The organism is Nocardia puris, from assembly GCF_003315035.1.
Classification (GTDB): domain Bacteria; phylum Actinomycetota; class Actinomycetes; order Mycobacteriales; family Mycobacteriaceae; genus Nocardia; species Nocardia puris.
Window position 1 is genome coordinate 177,548 of record NZ_QNRE01000014.1, and the last position, 19,965, is coordinate 197,512.

19 protein-coding genes are annotated in these 19,965 nt (G+C 71.2%); 9 read left to right on the forward strand and 10 right to left on the reverse strand.

The genetic code is table 11. The annotated features are described in order from the left end of the window. Positions 1 to 149: 149 nt before the first annotated feature. Positions 150 to 1,649 (forward strand): glycerol kinase GlpK, encoded by a 1,500-nt coding sequence (gene glpK, locus DFR74_RS28025; protein ID WP_067510665.1) that lies wholly within the window; start codon positions 150 to 152, stop codon positions 1,647 to 1,649. 383 nt (positions 1,650 to 2,032) lie between these two features. Here the strand turns inward: glpK and DFR74_RS28030 are convergent, their stop codons facing one another. The 4 genes from DFR74_RS28030 to DFR74_RS28045 form a co-directional block, all read right to left on the reverse strand. Then, positions 2,033 to 3,211, reverse strand: a complete 1,179-nt coding sequence (locus DFR74_RS28030) for an aminotransferase-like domain-containing protein (protein ID WP_067510666.1) — start codon at positions 3,209 to 3,211, stop codon at positions 2,033 to 2,035. Between the two features lie 90 nt (positions 3,212 to 3,301). Further along, positions 3,302 to 4,336 carry a hypothetical protein gene (locus DFR74_RS28035; RefSeq protein ID WP_232331789.1) on the reverse strand — a complete coding sequence of 345 codons (1,035 nt, stop codon included), beginning with the start codon at positions 4,334 to 4,336 and terminating at the stop codon, positions 3,302 to 3,304. Between the two features lie 71 nt (positions 4,337 to 4,407). Then, complete coding sequence (locus tag DFR74_RS28040; protein ID WP_232331790.1) at positions 4,408 to 5,418, reverse strand: hypothetical protein; 1,011 nt, start codon at positions 5,416 to 5,418, stop codon at positions 4,408 to 4,410. A gap of 267 nt (positions 5,419 to 5,685) precedes the next feature. Further along, complete coding sequence (locus DFR74_RS28045) at positions 5,686 to 7,095, reverse strand: NAD(P)H-quinone dehydrogenase (RefSeq protein ID WP_067510668.1); 1,410 nt, start codon at positions 7,093 to 7,095, stop codon at positions 5,686 to 5,688. Between the two features lie 153 nt (positions 7,096 to 7,248). Here DFR74_RS28045 and DFR74_RS28050 point away from each other — a divergent pair, with 153 nt between their 5' ends. Next, complete coding sequence (locus DFR74_RS28050; RefSeq protein WP_067510669.1) at positions 7,249 to 7,728, forward strand: gamma-glutamylcyclotransferase; 480 nt, start codon at positions 7,249 to 7,251, stop codon at positions 7,726 to 7,728. 39 nt (positions 7,729 to 7,767) lie between these two features. On the opposite strand, the gene DFR74_RS28055 is transcribed toward DFR74_RS28050, so the two are convergent. The 3 genes from DFR74_RS28055 to DFR74_RS28065 form a co-directional block, all read right to left on the reverse strand. Next, positions 7,768 to 8,916, reverse strand: a complete 1,149-nt coding sequence (locus DFR74_RS28055; RefSeq protein WP_407675226.1) for a M20 family metallopeptidase — start codon at positions 8,914 to 8,916, stop codon at positions 7,768 to 7,770. Between the two features lie 185 nt (positions 8,917 to 9,101). Beyond that, positions 9,102 to 10,343 carry a M20 family metallopeptidase gene (locus DFR74_RS28060; RefSeq protein WP_084537799.1) on the reverse strand — a complete coding sequence of 414 codons (1,242 nt, stop codon included), beginning with the start codon at positions 10,341 to 10,343 and terminating at the stop codon, positions 9,102 to 9,104. Between the two features lie 68 nt (positions 10,344 to 10,411). Beyond that, on the reverse strand, positions 10,412 to 11,116 hold the full coding sequence (locus tag DFR74_RS28065) for an enoyl-CoA hydratase-related protein (RefSeq protein ID WP_067510670.1): 705 nt from the start codon (positions 11,114 to 11,116) through the stop codon (positions 10,412 to 10,414). Positions 11,117 to 11,449: 333 nt separating this feature from the next. On the opposite strand from DFR74_RS28065, the gene DFR74_RS28070 reads away from it, so the two are divergent. Further along, positions 11,450 to 12,229 carry a purine-nucleoside phosphorylase gene (locus DFR74_RS28070; protein ID WP_067510671.1) on the forward strand — a complete coding sequence of 260 codons (780 nt, stop codon included), beginning with the start codon at positions 11,450 to 11,452 and terminating at the stop codon, positions 12,227 to 12,229. Beyond that, a complete protein-coding gene (locus DFR74_RS28075; protein ID WP_067510672.1) occupies positions 12,230 to 13,723 on the forward strand; it encodes a phospho-sugar mutase in 1,494 nt (497 codons plus the stop codon). It begins immediately after the preceding gene. 7 nt (positions 13,724 to 13,730) lie between these two features. Here DFR74_RS28075 and upp read toward each other — a convergent pair whose 3' ends face one another. Further along, positions 13,731 to 14,354 (reverse strand): uracil phosphoribosyltransferase, encoded by a 624-nt coding sequence (gene upp / locus DFR74_RS28080; RefSeq protein WP_067510673.1) that lies wholly within the window; start codon positions 14,352 to 14,354, stop codon positions 13,731 to 13,733. A 143-nt stretch (positions 14,355 to 14,497) separates the two neighbouring features. Here upp and DFR74_RS28085 point away from each other — a divergent pair, with 143 nt between their 5' ends. The 5 genes from DFR74_RS28085 to DFR74_RS28105 are packed head-to-tail and all read left to right on the forward strand — an operon-like array spanning position 14,498 to position 17,913. Further along, positions 14,498 to 14,815 carry a hypothetical protein gene (locus tag DFR74_RS28085; protein WP_067510674.1) on the forward strand — a complete coding sequence of 106 codons (318 nt, stop codon included), beginning with the start codon at positions 14,498 to 14,500 and terminating at the stop codon, positions 14,813 to 14,815. Between the two features lie 5 nt (positions 14,816 to 14,820). Continuing rightward, positions 14,821 to 15,939: a C40 family peptidase gene (locus DFR74_RS28090; RefSeq protein WP_067510703.1), complete on the forward strand. Its 1,119-nt coding sequence runs from the start codon at positions 14,821 to 14,823 to the stop codon at positions 15,937 to 15,939. Beyond that, positions 15,936 to 16,286, forward strand: a complete 351-nt coding sequence (locus tag DFR74_RS28095) for a hypothetical protein (RefSeq protein ID WP_067510675.1) — start codon at positions 15,936 to 15,938, stop codon at positions 16,284 to 16,286. Before DFR74_RS28090 ends, DFR74_RS28095 begins: the two co-directional genes overlap by 4 nt. A gap of 19 nt (positions 16,287 to 16,305) precedes the next feature. After that, entirely contained in the window at positions 16,306 to 16,635 is a 330-nt protein-coding gene (locus DFR74_RS28100) for a YbaB/EbfC family nucleoid-associated protein (protein WP_067510676.1), read from the forward strand. 33 nt (positions 16,636 to 16,668) lie between these two features. After that, positions 16,669 to 17,913 carry a primosomal protein gene (locus DFR74_RS28105; RefSeq protein ID WP_067510677.1) on the forward strand — a complete coding sequence of 415 codons (1,245 nt, stop codon included), beginning with the start codon at positions 16,669 to 16,671 and terminating at the stop codon, positions 17,911 to 17,913. Between the two features lie 42 nt (positions 17,914 to 17,955). Here the strand turns inward: DFR74_RS28105 and DFR74_RS28110 are convergent, their stop codons facing one another. Further along, positions 17,956 to 18,612 carry a hypothetical protein gene (locus DFR74_RS28110; RefSeq protein WP_170160806.1) on the reverse strand — a complete coding sequence of 219 codons (657 nt, stop codon included), beginning with the start codon at positions 18,610 to 18,612 and terminating at the stop codon, positions 17,956 to 17,958. 24 nt (positions 18,613 to 18,636) lie between these two features. Next, positions 18,637 to 19,734 (reverse strand): adenosine deaminase, encoded by a 1,098-nt coding sequence (locus DFR74_RS28115; RefSeq protein ID WP_067510679.1) that lies wholly within the window; start codon positions 19,732 to 19,734, stop codon positions 18,637 to 18,639. Positions 19,735 to 19,965: the final 231 nt, after the last annotated feature.

Sequence of the window (19,965 nt, forward strand, 5' to 3'; positions counted from 1 at the left end):
TCATGTCGCGGGTATCGCCTGGCACGTGCTCGGGTTACAGGCTATGCGAACCGCCGGGTCTCGTCCCCGTCGGCGGGTCCAGGTGTGTCGCGGTGGTCACCGCGCGCGATGCGGCCCACGGTCGGGGCGGCGTTTAGTAACCTGCTGCAATGCGTCGCTATGTGGCCGCCATCGATCAGGGCACGACATCGAGCAGGTGCATCGTCTTCGACCAGGGCGGCCGCGTGATCGGGGTGGCCCAGCGCGAACACGAGCAGCTCTTCCCGAAGCCCGGCTGGGTCGAGCACGACCCCGAAACCCTCTGGCGCAACACCGAACTCGTCCTCGGCGAGGTGCTCGGCCGGCAGTCGCTGAGCGCGGCCGACATCGCCGCCGTCGGCATCACCAACCAGCGCGAGACCACCGTGGTGTGGGAGCGCGCGACCGGCGAGCCGATCCACAACGCCATCGTCTGGCAGGACACCCGCACCGACCGGCTCGTCGGCGAACTCGGCGGCGAGCACGGCCCCACCCGCTACGCCGACCGCACCGGACTGCCGCTGTCCACCTACTTCGCGGGCCCCAAGCTGCGGTGGATCCTCGATCACGTGCCCGGCTCGCGGGAACGGGCCGAGGCCGGGGAACTGTGCTTCGGCACCATCGACTCGTGGGTGCTGTGGAACCTCACCGGCCTGCACGTCACCGACGTCACCAACGCCTCGCGCACCATGCTGATGGATCTGCGCACCTCGAGCTGGGATCCGCGGATCTGCGCCGAGTTCGGCATCCCGGAGGCGATGCTCCCCGAGATCCGCAGTTCCTCCGAGGTGTACGGGGAGATCACCTCCGGCCCGCTGGCGGGCGTTCCGGTGGCCGGCATCCTCGGCGATCAACAGGCCGCCACCTTCGGGCAGGCCTGCCTGTTGCCCGGCGAGGCCAAGAACACGTACGGCACAGGCAATTTCATGCTGCTCAACACCGGCACCACGCCGGTGTTCAGCAAGCACGGCCTGCTCACCACCGTCTGCTATCGGCTCGGCGACCAGCCCGCGGTGTACGCGCTGGAAGGCTCCATCGCGGTGACCGGCTCGCTGGTGCAATGGTTGCGCGACAACCTGGGCATCATCGCCTCCGCCGACGAGATCGAACCGCTCGCCCGCAGCGTCGAGGACAACGGCGGCGCCTATATCGTGCCCGCCTTCTCCGGGCTGTTCGCGCCGCGCTGGCGCCCGGACGCGCGCGGCGTCATCGCGGGGCTCACCCGTTTCGTCAACCGCGCGCACCTGGCCCGCGCCGTGCTGGAATCCACCGCCTTCCAGACCCTGGAGGTGGTGGACGCGATGCGCGCCGACGCCGAATCCCAGCACCTGGACCTGGAACTGACCACGCTGAAGGTGGACGGCGGCATGACCGGCAACGACCTGCTCATGCAGTTCCAGTCCGACGTGCTCGACGTGCCCGTGGTGCGCCCGGTCGTCACCGAGACCACCGCACTCGGCGCCGCCTACGCCGCGGGCCTGGCCGTGGGCTACTGGCCGAGCACCGACGAGATCCGCGCCAACTGGGCCGCCGACACCACGTGGCGGCCGACCATGGCGGCCGAGGACCGCGCGCGCCGCATCGCGGCGTGGAACAAGGCGGTGGAGCGCACGTACGACTGGGTGGACTGAGCGCAGGGCCGAGACGGCGTGCGGCCGCACTCGCCGCGCACCGGCGTTCAAGCGGCCGATCCGCGGACGCGTTGCGCTGTCCGAGCGCCTGCCGCCGAACCCGGAGTGCGCGCCGCTCAACCCAAGCGCCTGCGGCCCAACTCACGTGCCTGCCGCTCAACCCACACGCCCGCCGCCCAACGCACGCGCCTTCCGCCCAACCTGGAGTGCGCGCCGCCCAACCCACAGCCGCTGCCGCCCAACCCACACGCCTACCGCTCAACCCACGCGCCGACCGCTCAACCCAGGTGCCTGCCACCACCCAACCCACGCGCGAACCGCCGAGTCCAGGCACGTGCCGCTGATTCGTCCAGCGCCGAGGCGTATGGACCGCTGGGACCGCGCTACCCCGCGTGCGCCTGGGCGAGGCGGTCGATCGCCGTCTCCAGCGTCTGTGCGTCGGAGGTCGTGAAGCACATGCGCAGCGAGTGCCGGTAGCCCTCGCCGACCGCGAACGCCGAACCGGGCACGAACGCGACGCCCGCCTCCAGCGCTCGGGGCAGCAGGGCGCCGGTATCGGTGCCGTCGGTGAAGTCGGCCCACACGAACATGCCGCCGGTGGCGTCGGTGCAGGTGATCCGGTCGCCGAAACGGGTGCGCACCGCGTGCACGAGCGCCTTGGCCCGCTCGCCGTAGGCGGCGCGCACGCGATCGACGTGCGCGCTCAACCACGCGTCGTCCGAGAGCAATTCGGTGGCGATCTGCTGGGTGAGCGCCGAACCGCACAGGTCCGCACCCTGTTTCAGCAACTCGACCGCGCGGCACACCGCATCGGGCGCCACCATCCAGCCCACGCGCAGGGTGGGCGCGAGGATCTTGGACACGCTGGAGAGGCGAATCACGGTGGGCGAGAACATCGCCACCGGTTCCGGTGTGGGTTCGTCGAACCACAGCTCGCCGTACGGGTCGTCCTCGATCACCCAGAAACCATGGGCGACAGCCAGTTCCGCGAGTTCGCGGCGGCGGCGCGGGCTCATGGTGACCCCGCCCGGGTTGTGGAAATTGCTCACCGTGTGAACCACCGCGGGACGTTCCCCACGCGCCAGCAGCTCGCGCAGCGCGTCCACGCGCATGCCCTCACCGTCCAGCGGCACCGCGACGATCCGCGCGCCCGCCGCCCGGAACACTTGCAGCGCACCGACATACGCCGGGTCCTCCACCACGGCCAGCGCGCCGGGATCGAGCAGCACCTCGGCGAGCAGCGAGAGCGCCTGCTGCGACCCGTGCGTGACGAACACCTCCGAGACCGGCACCGGCCGCCCGAGCCGCGCGGATTCGCGGGCGGCCAGCACGTCGCGCAGCGGACCCCAGCCGGGCGACTCGGTGTACTGGAGGCACCCGGCCCCGGCGAGCGCCGCGTCGGCGGCCGCGGCGATGCGCTCGCGCGGCATGAGCGCCGCATCGGGCAGCCCGCCCGCCAGGCTGACCACCTCGGCGCGGGTGGTCAGCTTCAGCAGGTCGCGGATCGCCGAGCTCTTCAGCGTGGCGAGTTTGCCCGCCAGCGGCGGCAGGGTCGGCGACATGGGAAACCTCCGGGGGTACGCCTCGGTCAGCGATACCCCACTGTCGCACAGTGTGACCACGATATGAAATTACATTCCCACGATATGAGACTAGCTGGCGCTCTTGGTGAGAATGGCGGTGAGCAGCGTCTGTCCGTCCCTGGTCACCGTGGTCACGATCTGCGGGTACACCGTGGTGATGCCGTCGGGGTTGTGCTGGGTGAGCGCGACGTCGTAGGTGTCGGGCGCGGTCTCCGTGATGCGCAGGCAGTGCGTGGTGCCCTGCGGGATGCTCTCGTCGATCGCCTTCTGGATCTCGGCGGCCGGGGAGAAACGCCCGTCCGGAGCCACGAACTGGCGCACCCGCTCACCACTGCGGTCCACGTAGAACGCATACTGGAAGCCCAAGATCGCGTCCGGCCCGTTGCTGGTGCCGCCCTTGCCGTTGCCGACCACGACGTTGCCCTCCCGGCTGGCGGGGCAGCTCAGCGCAGCCGCGGTGGTCGACGGGGGCGGGGGCGCGGCCGTGGCGTCGCCCGGCTCGTCGTCACCGCCGCCGAGGGCGACCACGATCACGACGAGCGCGATCACCACGGCCAGCGCGGCCGCCACACCGGTCACGATCCAGCGCATATTGCCGTTCGACCCGCTGCTCGGCGGCGCGACGGGCGCGCTCGGCGCGAGACGCTTGGCGATCGGGTCGTCGACCCAGGAGAGACCGGAGCCGGCGGCACGCGACTCCGCGGGCGGCTTCGGTACGTCGCCCGAATCGGTGGGGCTCCACCAGCGCTCCGAACCACCACCGGCCGGGGGCGTCGGAGGCGGGGGCGTGCCCGTGGAGTAGCGCACCGTGGCGTCGGTGGCGTTGTCCGCCTCGGGCGCGGGCGGCGGTGCCGGTCGCGGCGGTGGATTGTCGGGGAAGACCGTGGTCTCGGGCGCGCGGTACTGCGGCGGAGGCGGGGGCACCGGCGGAGCGCCACCGTCGGCGGGACGCCAGCCCACCTCCGGGTGATCACCGGGCCACTGCGCACCGGCCTCGCCCAACTCGGGACCGCCGAAATCGCGCACCGGCGGCCCGAAGTCGTTCACCGGCGGGCCGAACGCCGACCCGGCGTCTTTGTCCCTGGCGTCGTCCTCGGAGCCCACTGCCAATCCTTTCCCCTGAACACACGGGTGGGGCGGTCGCGAACGACCGCCCCACCCGCCGACAGCTCATCTCAGTACTGGAACGAACCACCCCACTGGGTGGTCACACCAGCGACGTTGACCGTCTGCGGCGCCAGATCACCCGCGGGCACGATCGTCGGCAGTTTAACCTGCGAGGCGGCCTCCAGCGCGGCCGCTCCGCCCGGCTGCTGGGCGATCCACTGCTCGACCGCGGCCTTCGCCAGATTCACCTGGGTGGTGTCGACCACGAAGGAGCTCTGGTTGTCGGGCAGGCCCTCGCCACCGGTGAAGCTGGCGACCTTGATGGTGTTGACGTCGACGAACTCGACCGAGACGCCCGCCTCACCGCGACCGGTGGGGGTGCTGTAGCCGATGGTGCCGACGTAGCCCGCTTCGTTGCTGAAGTGGTGGGTGTTGGCGACGTGGCCCGGCAGCAGTGTGCCGCCGTCGACGCTCGCGCCGATCTCCTGGTGCGGACCGGTCATCTCGACGACCGGCGCGGCGGGGGCGGCCTCGTGGCGCGGGGCCTCCCAGCGCGGCTCCTGTACCAGAGTGTCGGCGCCCGACGGCTGCTCCGGCTGCGCGGCGCTCGCCTCGTCGTCCTCGTCGGCACCCGCGGCGGGGGCGTCCGGGTTCTCGGCCTGCCCGCCCTCCGGCGCGTCCGGCGAGGTGGTGCCCGGCTGCACCGGCGTGGGCTCGGCGCCCTCGTTCTCGGTGTTCGCGGCCGGCTGGCCCGGTACCGGCAGCGGCGCGACGCGCGGCGGGGTGACACCCGGCTGCGTCGGCGTGGCCAGTCGCGGATCCTGCGGCTGCTCCGGCATGACCTGGTTGGGGTCCGGGGTGCTCACTCCCGGCTGGCTCGGGGTCGGGTTGTTCTGCCCGCCCTGTCCGGGCCGCTCGCGCTCGTCACCCGGGGTGTTCTCGTCACTCTCGCCGGTGCCCGGCTGGGCCGGAGCGGGAGTGGTCGGCGTGGTCGGATCGTTCGGAACCGCCCCCGCCGGCGCCGCCAGCAGCGTCGCCACCGCGGCCGCTGCGGCCAGTGGCAACGAGGTGCTAGCCATCGCTCGCTGCGCCCGACTCGGCTTACGATGTTTCACTTTTCCGCCAATTCCTTCCCGGGTGCGACCGTGGCGGTCACACTCAGCCTGTCCCTGCGAGACGGCACTCGATCGCCGGACGACCCTGGGTCGTCCGCTGTCCGGTTCGGGAAAGAAAACATCCCCCACACCAGTACACGCGACCGCCCGCCGATCGCATCTCTGCCGGGGAGTCAACCACAACTACGCCCCCGGGGCAACGCGGTGAAATCCCCGTGCAGGCAACATCACTCAATCGAGGTCGTCGTGGCGCATGAGCAGGCGCGCCGCCTCGGTCACCGATCCGGTCAGCGACGGGTACACCGAGAACGTCTGCGCCAAGTCGTTGACCGTGAGGTTGTTCTGCACCGCCAGCGCGATGGGCAGGATCAGCTCCGAGGCGATCGGCGCGACCACCACACCACCGATCACCACGCCGGTCGCGGGGCGGCAGAAGATCTTGACGAAGCCGCGCCGCAGCCCCGACATCTTGGCCCGCGGATTGGTGTTCAGCGGCAGCATGACAGTGCGCGCGGGCACCTCACCGTTGTCGATCGCGGTCTGGCTCACGCCGACGGTCGCGATCTCCGGGCGGGTGAACACCGCCGAGGCCACCGTCTTCAGACGGATCGGGCTCACGCCCTCGCCCAGCGCGTGATACATCGCGATGCGGCCCTGCATGGCGGCCACCGAGGCCAGCGGCAGCAGGCCCGTGCAGTCGCCCGCGGCGTAGACGCCCGACACCGAAGTGCGCGAGACGCGGTCCACCCGCAGATAGCCGCCGCGGTCGAGTTCGATGCCCACTTCCGCGAGACCGAGATCACTCGTATTGGGAGTGGAGCCGACCGTCATCAGCGCGTGCGTGCCGCTCACCGTGCGGCCGTCGGACAGTTTCACCACGATGCCCTCGGCGGTGCGCTCCACCGCGTCGGCGCGCGCGTGCTTGACCAGTTCCACGCCGCGCTCGGCCAGCGCCTCCTCCAGCACCAGCGCCGCGTCGGCGTCCTCGCCGGGCAGCACCCGGTCGCGGCTGGACACCAGCTTCACCCGCACGCCCAATTCCGTGTAGGCCGAGACGAATTCGGCGCCCGTGACACCGGAACCGACCACCACCAGGGTCTCCGGCAGTTCGCGCAGGTCGTAGAGCTGGCGCCAGGTCAGGATGCGCTCACCGTCGGGCTCCGCGCCCGGCAGCACCCGCGGGCTCGCGCCCGTCGCGATCAGCACCACCTCGGCCTCGAGCACCCGCTCGCGTTCCGCGCCGCCATCGGCGCGCACCAGCAGGCGGTGCGGGCCACGGCCCTGCGCGGCGCCGGTGAACTCGGCCCGGCCCGACACCACCGTCACCCCGGCCGACTGCAGCTTGGACCGGATGTCGGAGGACTGGGCCAGCGCCAGCGCCTTCACGCGGGCGTTCACCTCGGGCAGCCGCACCGCGGCCTGGCTCGGGTCGAGCGTGATGCCCAGATCCTTGGCCCGGCGCAGATCCGTGCGCACTCCGGTCGAGGCGATGAAGGTCTTGGAGGGGACGCAGTCCCACAGCACACACGCGCCACCGATGCCGTCGCGGTCGATCAGCGTCACCTCCGCGCCGTGCTGGGCCGCGACGAGAGCCGCTTCGTAACCGGCCGGTCCGCCGCCGATGATCGCAATGCGGGTCATGGATACCTCCGCTCGGGCTGTCGACCGGGATCTCCGGTACCGGGCACAACGTTAGTGGTCGCGGCGTCGTGAGCCGCACCGTGCCCGGCGAACACGGCGTCATATGGGCGGGATACGGAAGATCCCGCGCGGTTATTGGCTACGCTCTTGCACGTGCCGATCTACGCCGCCTACGGGTCCAACATGGATCCGTCCCAGATGCTCGAGCGCTGCCCGCACTCCCCCATGAACGGGACCGGATGGCTGGAGGGCTGGCGACTCACCTTCGCCGGCGACGACATCGGGTGGGAAGGGCCGCTGGCCACGGTCGTCGAGGACCCGGGCTCGCGCGTGTTCGTGGTGCTCTACGACGTGTCCCCCGAGGACGAACAGCGTCTGGACCGCTGGGAGGGTTCGGATTTCGGCATCCACAAGAAGATCCGCCTGCGCGTCACCCCCAGCCCCGGCAGCGGCACCGAACCCCGCCTGGCCTGGCTCTACGTCCTGGACGCCTACGAGGGCGGGCACCCCTCGGCCCGCTACCTCGGCGTGATCGCCGACGCCGCCGAAAAGGCAGGCGCGCCAGAGGAATACGTGCACGGTTTGCGCACGCGCAACAGCCGGAACGTGGGACCGGGGAACTTCTCGGGGTAGGGGCGCTCCCCGGGACGAGCCCGGGGAGCGGCAAACCGGCTAGCGCGGCGGCTGTTGCAGCACGATGTTCGTCAGGACTCGTACGCCTACCGCGAGGGCGCGTTCGTCGATGTCGAAAGTCGGCTGGTGCAGGTCGAGCTGGTCGCCGTGGCCGGACCAGACGCCCAGGCGCGCCATGGCGCCGGGGACCTCCTCCAGGTACCAGGAGAAGTCCTCGCCGCCGCCGGACTGCGGAGTGTCGGCCAGCGCGTCGGGGCCGAGGGCGCGGATGGCGTCCTCGAACACGCGGGTCGAGTGCTCGTCGTTGACCACCGGCGGCACGCCGCGGCGGTAGTTGAGCTGGTAGCGCACGCCGGTGGGGGCGAGCAGGCCGTCGACGATCTCGTGCACCATCGGCTCCAGCAGCGACCACGTCGCGTGATCGCCGGTGCGCACCGTACCGGTGAGCATGCCGGTCTGCGGAATCGCGTTGGGCGCCTTGCCCGCCGACACCGCACCCCACACCATCACCGTGCTGGTGCGCGGGTCGATGCGGCGACTCAGCAAGCCGGGCAGCCCGGTGATCACGGTGCCGATCGCGTACACCAGATCGCTGGTCAGGTGCGGGCGCGAGGTGTGGCCGCCCGGCGAGTCCAGCACGAGTTCCACCGTGTCGGCGGCCGAGGTGATCGCACCGACCCGCACGCCCACCCGGCCCACCTCGAGGCGCGGATCGCAGTGCAGCGCGAAGATCCGCTCCACACCCTCCATCGCACCCGCGGCGACCATATCGATGGCGCCGCCAGGCATGACCTCCTCGGCGGGCTGGAACACCAGCCGCACGCCGACGGGCAGGTCGGGCACCTCCGCCAGCGCCAGCGCGGTGCCGAGCAGGATGGTGGTGTGCGCGTCGTGGCCGCACGCGTGCGAGACGCCGGGCACGGTCGAGGCGAAGCTGAGCCCGGTGAACTCCTGCAACGGCAGCGCGTCCATATCGGCGCGCAGGCCGATGCGCGGACCCTCCGGGCCGATATCGCAGATCAGGCCGGTGCCGCCCGGCATGCGCTGCGGGTTCAGGCCGGCCTTGGTGAGCCAGGTGGCGACGAACTCGGTGGTGGCGAACTCGGTGCGCGACAGTTCCGGGTTGGCGTGGATGTGCCTGCGCCACTGCACCAGGTCGTCGGCGTGCTCGACCAGCCAGCCGTCCACCAGGCGGCGCGCCGTCGTCGCGGAGTCGGCCCTGCCGGGAGCGTCGGGGACGAGACAGGCCGCGGCCTTGGGTCCCGTCGCCCGTGCCGAGGCGTTCGACAGCGCGGCGCTCGCGGGACCCTCCGCGATACCGCGTGCCGACGCCTCGGGGCCCATGCCTCGCGCCCCCGATCGGCCGGAAGTGCTCACCGAATGTCCTCCTGTCGTTGGAGCAGTCGTTGCAACAACCTGTCTCTGTGTTCTTCATCGCGGGCGACGGCCACGGCGGTACGCGCGAGCGCGATCGCCCCATCGATGACCGCACGATCCGCCGAGGCGTTGACGCTCGCCGCGGCGAACTCGGGCTGATGCGTCACCGCTGCACCGGCGTCGATGCCGATGACCGGATGGATGCCCGGGATGACGTTGGTGACGTTGCCCATATCGGTGCTGCCGAGCGGGCGCCGCGCCTCGAGTTCCGGTGCGATCGGCACCCGTCCCAGGCCGGCGATCTGCTCGCGATAGGCACACAGTAGTGCCGGATCGGGCGTCAGCTCGGTATATGTGGGCGCCAGCGTCCGGATTTCGTGGGTGCATCCGGTCGCGAGCGCACCCGCCTCGAAACAAGCCGATGCGCGTCGCATCAGATCGTCGAGGGCCGCGGAGTCGACTGCGCGCAGGTAGTAGAGCAGTTCCGCACGGCCGGGCACGATGTTGGGGGCTACGCCGCCGTCGCCGACTATACCGTGAAGTTGCTGGCCGGGCTGGAGGTGTTGACGCAGCAAACCCAGCGCCACCTGCGCGACGGTGACGGCGTCGCCCGCATTGCGGCCCATCTCCGGCGCCGCGCTGGCATGCGCCTCGCGCCCGTGGAAGACCACGCCCAGATCGGCCAGCGCCAGCGATCGCGCGCCCGCGATGTCGTAGGGACCGGGGTGCACCATCATCGCCATGGCGATGTCGTCGAACGCGCCGCGCTCGAGCATGAGCACCTTGCCGCCGCCGCTCTCCTCGGCGGGCGTGCCCAGCACCACGACGGTGAGTCCCAGCGCGTCGGCCACCTCGGCCAGGCCGAGCGCCGCGCCCACCGCCGACGCCGCGATGATGTTGTGCCCGCAGGCGTGGCCGATCTCGGGCAGCGCGTCGTATTCGGCGCAGATCCCGACGGTCAGCGCGCCGCTGCCGAAGCGTGCTCGAAACGCCGTGGGCAGCTCGGCGACACCGGTCTCGATCTCGAAGCCGCGTTCGGCCAGCGGCGCGATGGTCTTGGCGACGCTGCGCGTCTCCTCGAAAGCCAGCTCCGGTTCGGCGTGGATGGCGTGCGACAGGTCGACGAGCCGGTCACGCGCCGCCCACACGGCGGCGTCCGAGGTCGCGGCGGCGTCGTCGGCGCGGACGGCGCGCGTCGCGCCGCTCGTCTCCGGTGGCCCGCTGCGCGGTGGTGGCATGGCACACAGTCTGGCACTGCGCCGCGCGCCCGTCGCATCGGTGTCGCCCGGCGCGGGCGTGGCCGGGCTCAGCCCACGGCGAACGCCAGGTTCTCCGGGCTGGTCGGCACCGCGAGTCCGGCGAGCGCGTCGGCGTGCAGCGCGCGCTTGATGATGGGCAGGTTCGGCTTGCGGTTGCCCACCAGTGCCGCGGCCCGCGCGACGGCGGCGGGCAGCAACGCCTCGGCGTCGGCGGCCTCGTCCACGATGCCCGCCGCGATGGCCTGATCGGCCGGGAAGCGGTGGCCGGTGGTCATGGCCTGCACACACACCTGGTTGCTCAGGCGATGGGTGAGCAGGGCGTTCATGCCGACGGTGAACGGCATCCCGAGGTGCACCTCCGGCAGGCACCAGAAGCCGCGGTCGGCGCGCATCACGCGGAAGTCGTGCGAGGTGGCGAGCATGGCGCCCGCGCCGAACGCGTGCCCGTTGACGGCGGCGACGGTGGGCAGCGGGAAGGTCAGCAGCCGCGTGTAGACCGAGTGCACCTTGTCCAGGTAGCCGTGCATCTCGCCGAGGTTGCCGAACAGCCAGTCGGTGTCGAGGCCGTTGCTGTAGAACTTGCCGGTCGCCGTCGTCACCAGCGCCGCGGGCCCCTCGGAGGCCTCCACGGTGTCGAGCAGCCCGTGCAGTTCGTCGATCCAGTCCGGGTGGAAACGGTTCTCGCTGTCGGTCTGCCCCTCGTTCCCGAGGTGCAGCACGAACACATCTCCCTGACGATCCAGATACGGCATGCGTGCAGCGTATAACCCCGCCGGACCAACCCCTACTCGCGGGTAGCCCCGGCCGGGCGGCACTCGGCAACACCTCGGCACAGCAACCCCGGACGCGCCCCGACCTGCTGCGAAAACGCAAGATCCGCGCTCTCCCCGCCACCCCGGGGAGGGAGCCCGACGACCGACCGTTCGCGGCCGTCTCGCGCCAAAAACACCGGGCACACCCGCCCCCGGGCTCGCCCTACCGTCCGCGTCACCCGTGCGCAGAGGCTTGCCCCGCCCATCGCCGTCCACCCGCCGCCGGGGGCACCAACGCAGCCGCCGGGGGCACCAACGCAGTAGTGTGGCGGCATGCTTGCCGAACAGGCCGCGGAGGCGATCGCCGAACGTACTGGAGTGCCGCGTCACCGGGTCGCGGTGGTGCTGGGGTCGGGGTGGCAGGAGGCGGCGGCGGAGATCGGCGCGCCCACCGCGTCGGTGCCGATGCCGGAGCTGCCCGGGTTCGGGACGCCGAGCGCGCAAGGCCATGTGGGCGTGGTGCATTCGGTCGCGGTCGGCGCCACCCCGGTGCTGCTGCTGATGGGCCGCCAGCACCTGTACGAGGGCTACGAGCCCGCGCAGGTGGTGCACCCGGTGGCGGCAGCGGTGGCCGCGGGCGCGGAGGTCGTGGTGCTGACGAACGCGGCGGGCGGTATCCGTCCCGGCCTGCGGGTCGGCGAGGCCGTGCTGATCAACGATCACCTGAACCTCACGGCGCGCTCCCCGCTGACCGGCGCGACGTTCGTGGACCTGGTCGACGCCTGGGATCCGGAGCTGCGCGCCCTGGCCCGCGAGGTCGATCCGAGCTTGACCGAGGGTGTGTACGCGGGTCTCATCGGTCCGCAGTACGAGACGCCCGCCGAGATCCGCATGCTGCGCACCGTCGGCGCCGATCTGGTCGGCATGTCGACGGTGCTGGAGGCCATCGCGTGCCGCGCGCTGGGCGCCCGGGTGCTCGGCATCTCGCTGGTGACGAATCTGGCCGCGGGCGTGACGGGTGAGCACCTGTCGCACGCGGAGGTGCTGGCCGAGGGCCAGGCGGCGGCGCCGCGCCTGGGCAAGCTGCTGCGCGGCGTGCTGGAACGGCTGTAGATGCTGCGGTTCGGGACGGCGGGCCTGCGCGGCCCGTTGCGCGAGGGCCCCGACGGGATGAACGTCACCACCGTGTCGCGCGCGACGGCCGGTGTGGTCGAGTGGCTGCGCGGGCGCTGCCTGGGCGGTGGCCGCGTGGTGGTGGGCCGCGACGCCCGGCACGGTTCGCACGATTTCGCCACGGCCACCGCGGAGATCTTCGCGGCGGCCGGTTTCGACGTGACGCTGCTGCCGCGTCCGCTGCCCACGCCGGTGGTGGCGTTCGCGGTGCGCGAGCTGGGCGCGGTGGCGGGGGTGCAGATCACGGCCTCGCACAACCCGCCCGCCGACAACGGCTACAAGCTGTACTTGGACGGCGGCTCGCAGCTGATCGCGCCCGCCGACACCGAGATCGAGCGGTGCATCGAGGCCGTCGCCGAGCCGATCGACCGCGCGCCGGTCGAACCCGCCGGTGACGGCCTCGCGGCGCGCTATCTCGACCGCGTGGCGGGACTGCCCGCCGCGATCGGTGGTCCCGGCGAGCGGGCCGAGGTCCGTGTCGCGCTCACCCCGCTGCACGGGGTCGGCGGCGAGCTCGCGGTGGGCGCGCTCGTAGCGGCCGGGTTCACCGATGTGCACGTGGTGGACGAGCAGTTCGCGCCGGACCCGGACTTCCCGACGGTCGCTTTCCCGAATCCCGAGGAGCCGGGCGCGGCGGATCTGCTTCTGGCCCTTGCGGATCGGGTGGACGCGGATATCGCCATCGCCCTCGATCCCGACGCGGACCGTTGTGCGGTCGGTGTGCGCGGCCCCGACGGCTGGCGCATGTTGCGGGGCGACGATACGGGCGTCCTGCTCGGCGACTATGTCTTGCGCACAGCGCCGCCGGACTCGCTGGTTGCGACCACAGTCGTGTCCTCGCGACTGCTATCGAAGCTGGCCCCTGCCCGTGGCGCTCGCTATGCCGAGACGCTGACCGGGTTCAAGTGGCTGGCCCGCGCGGGTGACGGCCTGGTCTACGCCTATGAGGAAGCGATCGGCCACTGCGTCGATCCGGCGACGGTGCGCGACAAGGACGGCATCTCCGCCGCCGTGCTGGCGGTCGACCTGGTCGCCCGGCTGAAGGCGCGCGGCCGCACGCTCCACGACGACCTCGCCGACTACGCGGTCGAGTTCGGCCTGCACGCGGGCGACCAGGTCTCCCTGCGCCTGGCCGACGCCGACGCGGCCGCCGCCGTGGTGGCCCGCCTGCGTACCGACCCGCCCGCCGATATCGCGGGCGAGCCGATGAAGTGCACCGATCTGCTCACCGTGCGCGGCCGGATGCGCACCGACGCGCTGATCTTCGAGGGCGACACCTCGCGCGTGGTGATCCGTCCCTCGGGCACCGAACCGAAGCTCAAGTGCTACCTGGAGGTCGTGGTCCCGGTCGACGGCCACGCGGCGCTCCCCGAGGCGAGACGAGCCGCCGCCCAACGCCTCTCGGCGCTCGCGGAGTTCTGCCGGGCGCTGTAGCGCGCACTCAGCGCGGACCGAACTGACGGTCCCCCGCGTCGCCCAGTCCGGGCACGATGTAGGCGTTCTCGTTGAGTCCCGCGTCCACGGCCGCCGTCACCAGGCGCACCGGCAGCCCCGAGTTCTCCAGCGCGGCAATGCCTTCCGGCGCGGCGACCACGCAGACGGCGGTGATGTCGGTGGCGCCGCGGGCCGCGAGCAGTTCCAGCGTGTGGCGCATGGAGCCGCCCGTGGCGAGCATCGGGTCGAGCACGTAGACGGGGATGCCCGCGAGGTCGGCGGGCAGCGACTCCAGGTACGGCACGGGCTGGTGGGTGGTCTCGTCGCGGGCGATGCCGACGAAGCCGACCTGGGCGTTGGGCACGAGTTCGGCCGCCGCGTCCACCATGCCGAGCCCGGCGCGCAGCACCGGGACCAGCAGCGGCGGTTGCGCCAGGCGCACACCCTCGGTCACGGCGACCGGGGTGGCGATCTCGTAGCGGGTGATCGGGGCGTCCCGCAAGGCCTCGTAGACGAGCAGGCCGGTCAGGTCGCGCAGGGCGGAGCGGAAGACCGGATTCGGTGTGCGGGCGTCGCGCATCGTCGTCAGCAGGGCGGCGGCGAGCGGATGGTCCACGGTGTGCGTGCGCATGAGGGAACGATAAGGTCGTCGGCGAGCCGGATGCCGGACCACCGCAGAATTTTTCCGATGCGAGGGAACCGAACGGGAAGGCCGCGCGTCGAATCAGTTGGATGACGTACTCTGCCTGGGAACGAACAGATGGGGGAAGCACAATGGTGAAGTTTTCGGCCGATACCGAAGGTATCGCCGCCTATGCCGCTACCGCCGGGACGATGGCCGGTGAGATGGCCGGCGCCGCCGCGAACGCCGCGGGCGCCTCTCCCGCGCTGCTCGGCCCGATCATGGGGCTCATCGGCGGGGATTTCCTGGCCGCCTACTCGGCCGCGCACGCCGGCCACGTGGCCTCGATCGCGCAGCTGTCGGCGGTGCTGTCCAGCATGGGCGGGGCGGCGGCGGGCGCCGCGACGGTCCTCACCGAGACCGACCTGAACAACGCGGCCGCCCTGCGTTCCGCCGACGTGGACGGGTGATCGGCGTGATCGACGTCAACCTCCTCGTCAAACCCTTGCTGGACCTGTTGAGCAGCTTCGGGACGGGCGTGATGCCCAGCGACGGTCCCTCGGCCTCGCTCACCTCCACCTCCTCGGTGCTCGACCAGTTGCACCAGCTGGGCAAGAACAGCATCAACCAGATGAACTCCGCGTGGGACGGCGTCGCCGCCGACTCGGCCACCTCCAAGGCGCTACGCGTGCAGACCTCCTCGGCCACCATCTCCGACCGCGGCAACGAGATGGCCACCGTGGTCGACGCGGCCGCCGCCGAGGTGGAGACCGGCCAGAAGGACCTGAACACCATCGTGCAGTCGTTCGTGAGCCAGGCGACCGCGCTCGGGCCCACCATCGCGACGCCCGCCGGATTCACGGTCCTGGTCGGCAGCGCCATCGACCACCTGAACCAGGGCCTCGGCGTGGTCGGCCGGGTGCGCAGCGAGCTGGACACCCACACGGCCTCGATGAACCAGCTCACCCCGGCACCGTCCACGCCGGCGGTCTCCTCGCTTCCCGGCGCGGTCACCAACCTCGGCAACTCGGGCCTGCAAGGCCTCACGGGCATGGTCGGTCAGGCCGGTTCACTGCTCTCGTCCGTGGGCAGCACGGCGGTGCAGAGCGCGTCCAAGACCAGCACCCCGAGCGGCAACCAGAGTTCCCCCAGCTCGAAACTCAAGAGCGACAACAACTCGTCCGGCGTCACCAAGGACGGCGTCAAGGTCACGCTGCCCGACGGCAGCGTCGTGGAGGCCCCGAACGAACAGGCCGCCACCGCCGTCGAGAAGGCGCTCAGCGCGGTCGGCACGCCGTACGTGTGGGGCGGCAACACCCCCGGCCAGGGCATCGACTGCTCCGGCCTGACCAAGTGGGCCTACGGCGAGGCGGGCGTCGAACTGCCGCGCCTGGCCCAGGAACAGCACATCGGCCACCAACAGGTGTCGCCGGGTGACCTGATGCCCGGCGACCTGGTCGTCTGGGATGGCCACGTCGCCATGGTCGTCGGCAACGGGCAGCTCGTCGAGGCCGGCGACCCGGTCTCGGTCAGTTCCATCCGAACGGAGAACATGGGTATGGAGTTCTACGGGTTCTACAGGCCGACGTCATGACCGAACAATCCAACGGCCAGATCCCCAACGTCACCCTCGCGGTCAGCCAGAACCGGTCGGGCACCATCGCGGTGCGCGCCACCGACCAGGGCATGCCCGTCGAGATCAAGTTCGAGCGCAGCGAATACCGTTACGGCGCACAGGCTCTCGCGAACGAGATCCTGCGCCTCACGCAGCGCTCCGCGATCGCCGCGCGGGCCCGCCGCCGCGAGATCCTCGCCGAATCCGGGATGCCCGCCGACATCCTGGACCGGCTCGGGCTGCCCACCCGGCAGCAGGCGGTCGACGAGCTGGACCGTATCGACGACGCGGATACGGGTCCGACGAGCTGGATGAAGCCGGTATGAGCGAGCGGAGGGCACAGGCATGAGTGCGGAGATGGACGCGCTCGTCGCGAACGCGACCCAGAAACTGGAGGCCCTGGAGGCCGCGCTGTTCGGGCTCAAGCAGGTCCGCGGGCGGTTCACCACCGAGGACGAGTCCGTCACCGTCGAGGTGAACAGCGAGGGCGCGCTGGTGGGTCTGACCTTGGCGGAGTCGGTCACATCGATGGCGCCCGCCGAGGTGAGTCAGCTCATCGTGTGGGCCTGCCGTCAGGCCTCCGAGGACGCGGGCGCACAGCGCTCGAAGGTCGTTGCGACACTGAACGAGTCGTTCGCCCCGGAGGCGAAGACCGCGCCCGGCGGGGCCGGATAGTGCCCGACGCGGAAGGTCGATAGGCTTCCGCACATGGCTTCTGGAGACATCGTCCCGATCGAGCTCGGCCTGACCGACGGCGATCTCGTCACCCTGTGGGCACCGCGCTGGCGCGACGGTGACGACGAGTGGATGGCGTTCCTCGGACACGAGGATTCGCTCTATGGTTTCGAGACCGTCGCCGAGCTGGCCGCGTTCATCCGGACCGACTCCGACAACGATCTGATCGACCACCCCGCGTGGAAGGTCGTCGTGGGTCTGTCGGCGGTGGAGCTGGAGCCGGAGGAGAACTTCACCTTCGACCTGATCGGCGTGCCCGAGCTGGCGGCGGGCGATCCCGATGTCGACACCATCGCCGAGCTCGAGGACACCCTCGGCATGGTGCGCAATATCGGCGAGGTGTGCGAGCTGGAGGTCGTCACCAAGTTTTTCGGCTCGCATCCGGTGCTCGGCGCGCTGCCCGGCGGGGTGAGCGCGTTCGTCGGCCGGGACGGCGAGGAGCTGTGGGACCAGATCGGCGCGGCCATCGCCAAGGACTGGGACGCCGTCATCGACGCCATCGACGGCGTGGTCGCCACGCCCGAGGTGGACGCGGCGGCCGTCTCGGTGGCCGAGGCCGAGCTGCTGGCGGCCGAGGAGAACGTGGTCGACGCCGACGACGCGGCCGAGAGCGACGAGGACGAGTTCGAGCCCGTCGACCTGGACGAGGACGACGAGGAGGAAGAGGACGAGTCGTTCTGGCACGAGGTCGGCATCGACCCCGTCAAGATCATCACCTCCGACGGCACCTTCTTCACGCTGCGCTGCTACCTCGACGACGAGCCGGTCTTCCTCGGCTCCGACGGCGAGATCACGGTGTTCACCTCCGAGCGCGCGCTGGCCCGCTACCTGGCCGACGATCACGACCACGACCTGGCCCGGGTGAGCACCTACGGCGAGGTGCAGACCGCCGCCGTGGACGGTTCGCTCGAGATCGAGGTCGACGACGAGAACGTCTACGTGCTGCCCGGCCTCGCCGACGACTTGGCCGAGGGCCCCGAGGCGGTGGACACCGAACAGCTGGACCTGGCGGTCGAGCTGTTCACCGACGCCGCCGACTACGCCGAGGACGACGGTGTGGAGGTGGCGCTGGCCAAGTCCACCCCGCTCGGCTGGTACGTCTCCTACCTGCTGGAGCCGGACCCGGCGCGGATGGCGCCGAACCCGCCGTTCCAGGCGGAGGCCCAGTCCTGGCGGGAACTGGAACGCGCCTTCGAAGCGCGGCTCACTCCGCAGTAGCGATTCCCCTTGGGGCCGTGTTCCGCACGGCCCCAAGGCTTTTCAGCGCAGCTGGATCCAGATGTGCTCGGCGCGCCCCAGCAGCCGCTCGTCCGCGCCGTACACCGCGGTCGACGAGTAGCGCTTACGCCCCTGCGTGCCGTGACTCTCGCCCACCACGACGCAGGTCTCCCCCACCTCCGGCAGCGCGTAGACGGCGCCGGTGATCGACCCGAGCAGCGCGGGCGACTCCAGCATCCCGGGCACGGCCCAGCCGCCGGGGCAGTCCAGCGCCGCCCAGAGCAGCGTGGCGTCCACCGGCAGCGAGGCGTCCGGGGTCCACGGCGAGGCCACCACACCTTCGGCGACGCGTCCCGGTTCGATGCGCAGTCCGTCGGGGCGGGCGTCGCCGCACACGAAGCAGTGCGCGAACATGTCGTTGGTCTCGTAGGTGCCCGCCGCGCGTTTCGCGACGTCGAGCGCGACCGGCTTCGGCGCCTCCCGCTCGAACGTGCCGGGTCGCGACTCCGCGATCAGGCGCTCACCGTCGAAAAGTCGCCCCTCGTGTAACCGCAGCGACGTCTCCAACGGCACCGGGCTGCGCAGCATCACGGTGACCTCGGGTTCGTCTCGCGCTGCCGCGACGCGGCCCGCCACGTAACCTCCGTTGCCGGAGTCGGGCGGGCCGTTGAAGCGGGCGGGGATCTGCACAATCGTCACAAGATCCCACGATAATCCGGCCGGTCAGCCGAGCAGCACGGCGTAGCCCGGCTTGATGATGTCGTCGATGATGCGCAGCCGGTCGGGGAACGGGATGAACGCCGACTTCATCGCGTTGATGGTGAAACGCTCCAGATCGCTCCACCCGTACCCGAAGGTCTCCACCAGCTTGAGCATCTCCTCGCTCATGGAGGTGTCGCTCATCAGGCGGTTGTCGGTGTTGACGGTGACGCGGAAGCGCAGCCGGGCCAGCAGGTCGAACGGATGTTTGTCCAGCGAGGGCACCGCGCCGGTCTGCACGTTCGACGACGGACACAGCTCCAGCGGGATCCGCATGTCCCGCACGTAGTTCGCGACCAAGCCGAGCTGGGCATCCTCCACCGCGCCGGGCACCACGATGTCGTCGGTGATGCGCACGCCGTGGCCGAGGCGGTCGGCGCCGCAGAAGGCCAGCGCCTCGTGGATCGACGGCAGCCCGAACGCCTCCCCCGCGTGGATGGTGAAGTGGGCGCTGCTGGCGCGCATGTATTCGAAGGCGTCCAAGTGCCTGCTGGGCGGGAAGCCCGCCTCGGCGCCCGCGATGTCGAAGCCGCCGACGCCGCGGTCGCGCCAGCGCACCGCGAGTTCGGCGATCTCGCGCGAGCGCGCGGCGTGCCGCATGGCGGTGAGCAGGCAGGTCACCAGGATCGGGTGCCCTGCCGCCGCGGCGGCGGCCTCGCCCTCCCGGAAACCGGCGAGGGTGTGCTCGACCACCTCGTCCAGCGTGAGCCCGCGCTCGAGGTGCTGTTCCGGCGCGAAGCGCACCTCGGCGTAGACCACACCGTCGGCGGCGAGGTCCTCGGCGCATTCGCGCGCCACCCGGCGCAGCCCCTCCGGCGTCTGCATGACGGCGACGGTGTGGGCGAAGGTCTCCAGGTAGAGCTCCAGCGATCCGCTGTCGGCGGCGTCGCGGAACCACGCCGCCAGCGCGGCCTCGTCGGCGGCGGGTAGGTCGTCGTAACCGCAGTCGGCGGCTAGCTCCAGCACGGTCGCGGGCCGCAGGCCACCGTCGAGGTGGTCGTGCAGCAGCGCCTTGGGAGCCTGGCGGATCGAGGCGAGAGTGAGGGGCATCGGTCCTGTCATGACCACACGTTAGCCGCGCCGCGCCGAATCGGCAGGGGACTCTCCCCGTGGCAACCATCTCGTTGCCGAACCACCACCGAACGGTCCAGAATCCGTCGCGGGCGAGTCACTCGGGGTGGCGCGGTGCATCGGGCGCATTCAGCGAAATACACTGCGATGCAAAGAAATACGCCCTCATTGATCACCCGGTTCGCGCGGTTCTCCCGTCGGAAATGGCCGAACTTCTATCCG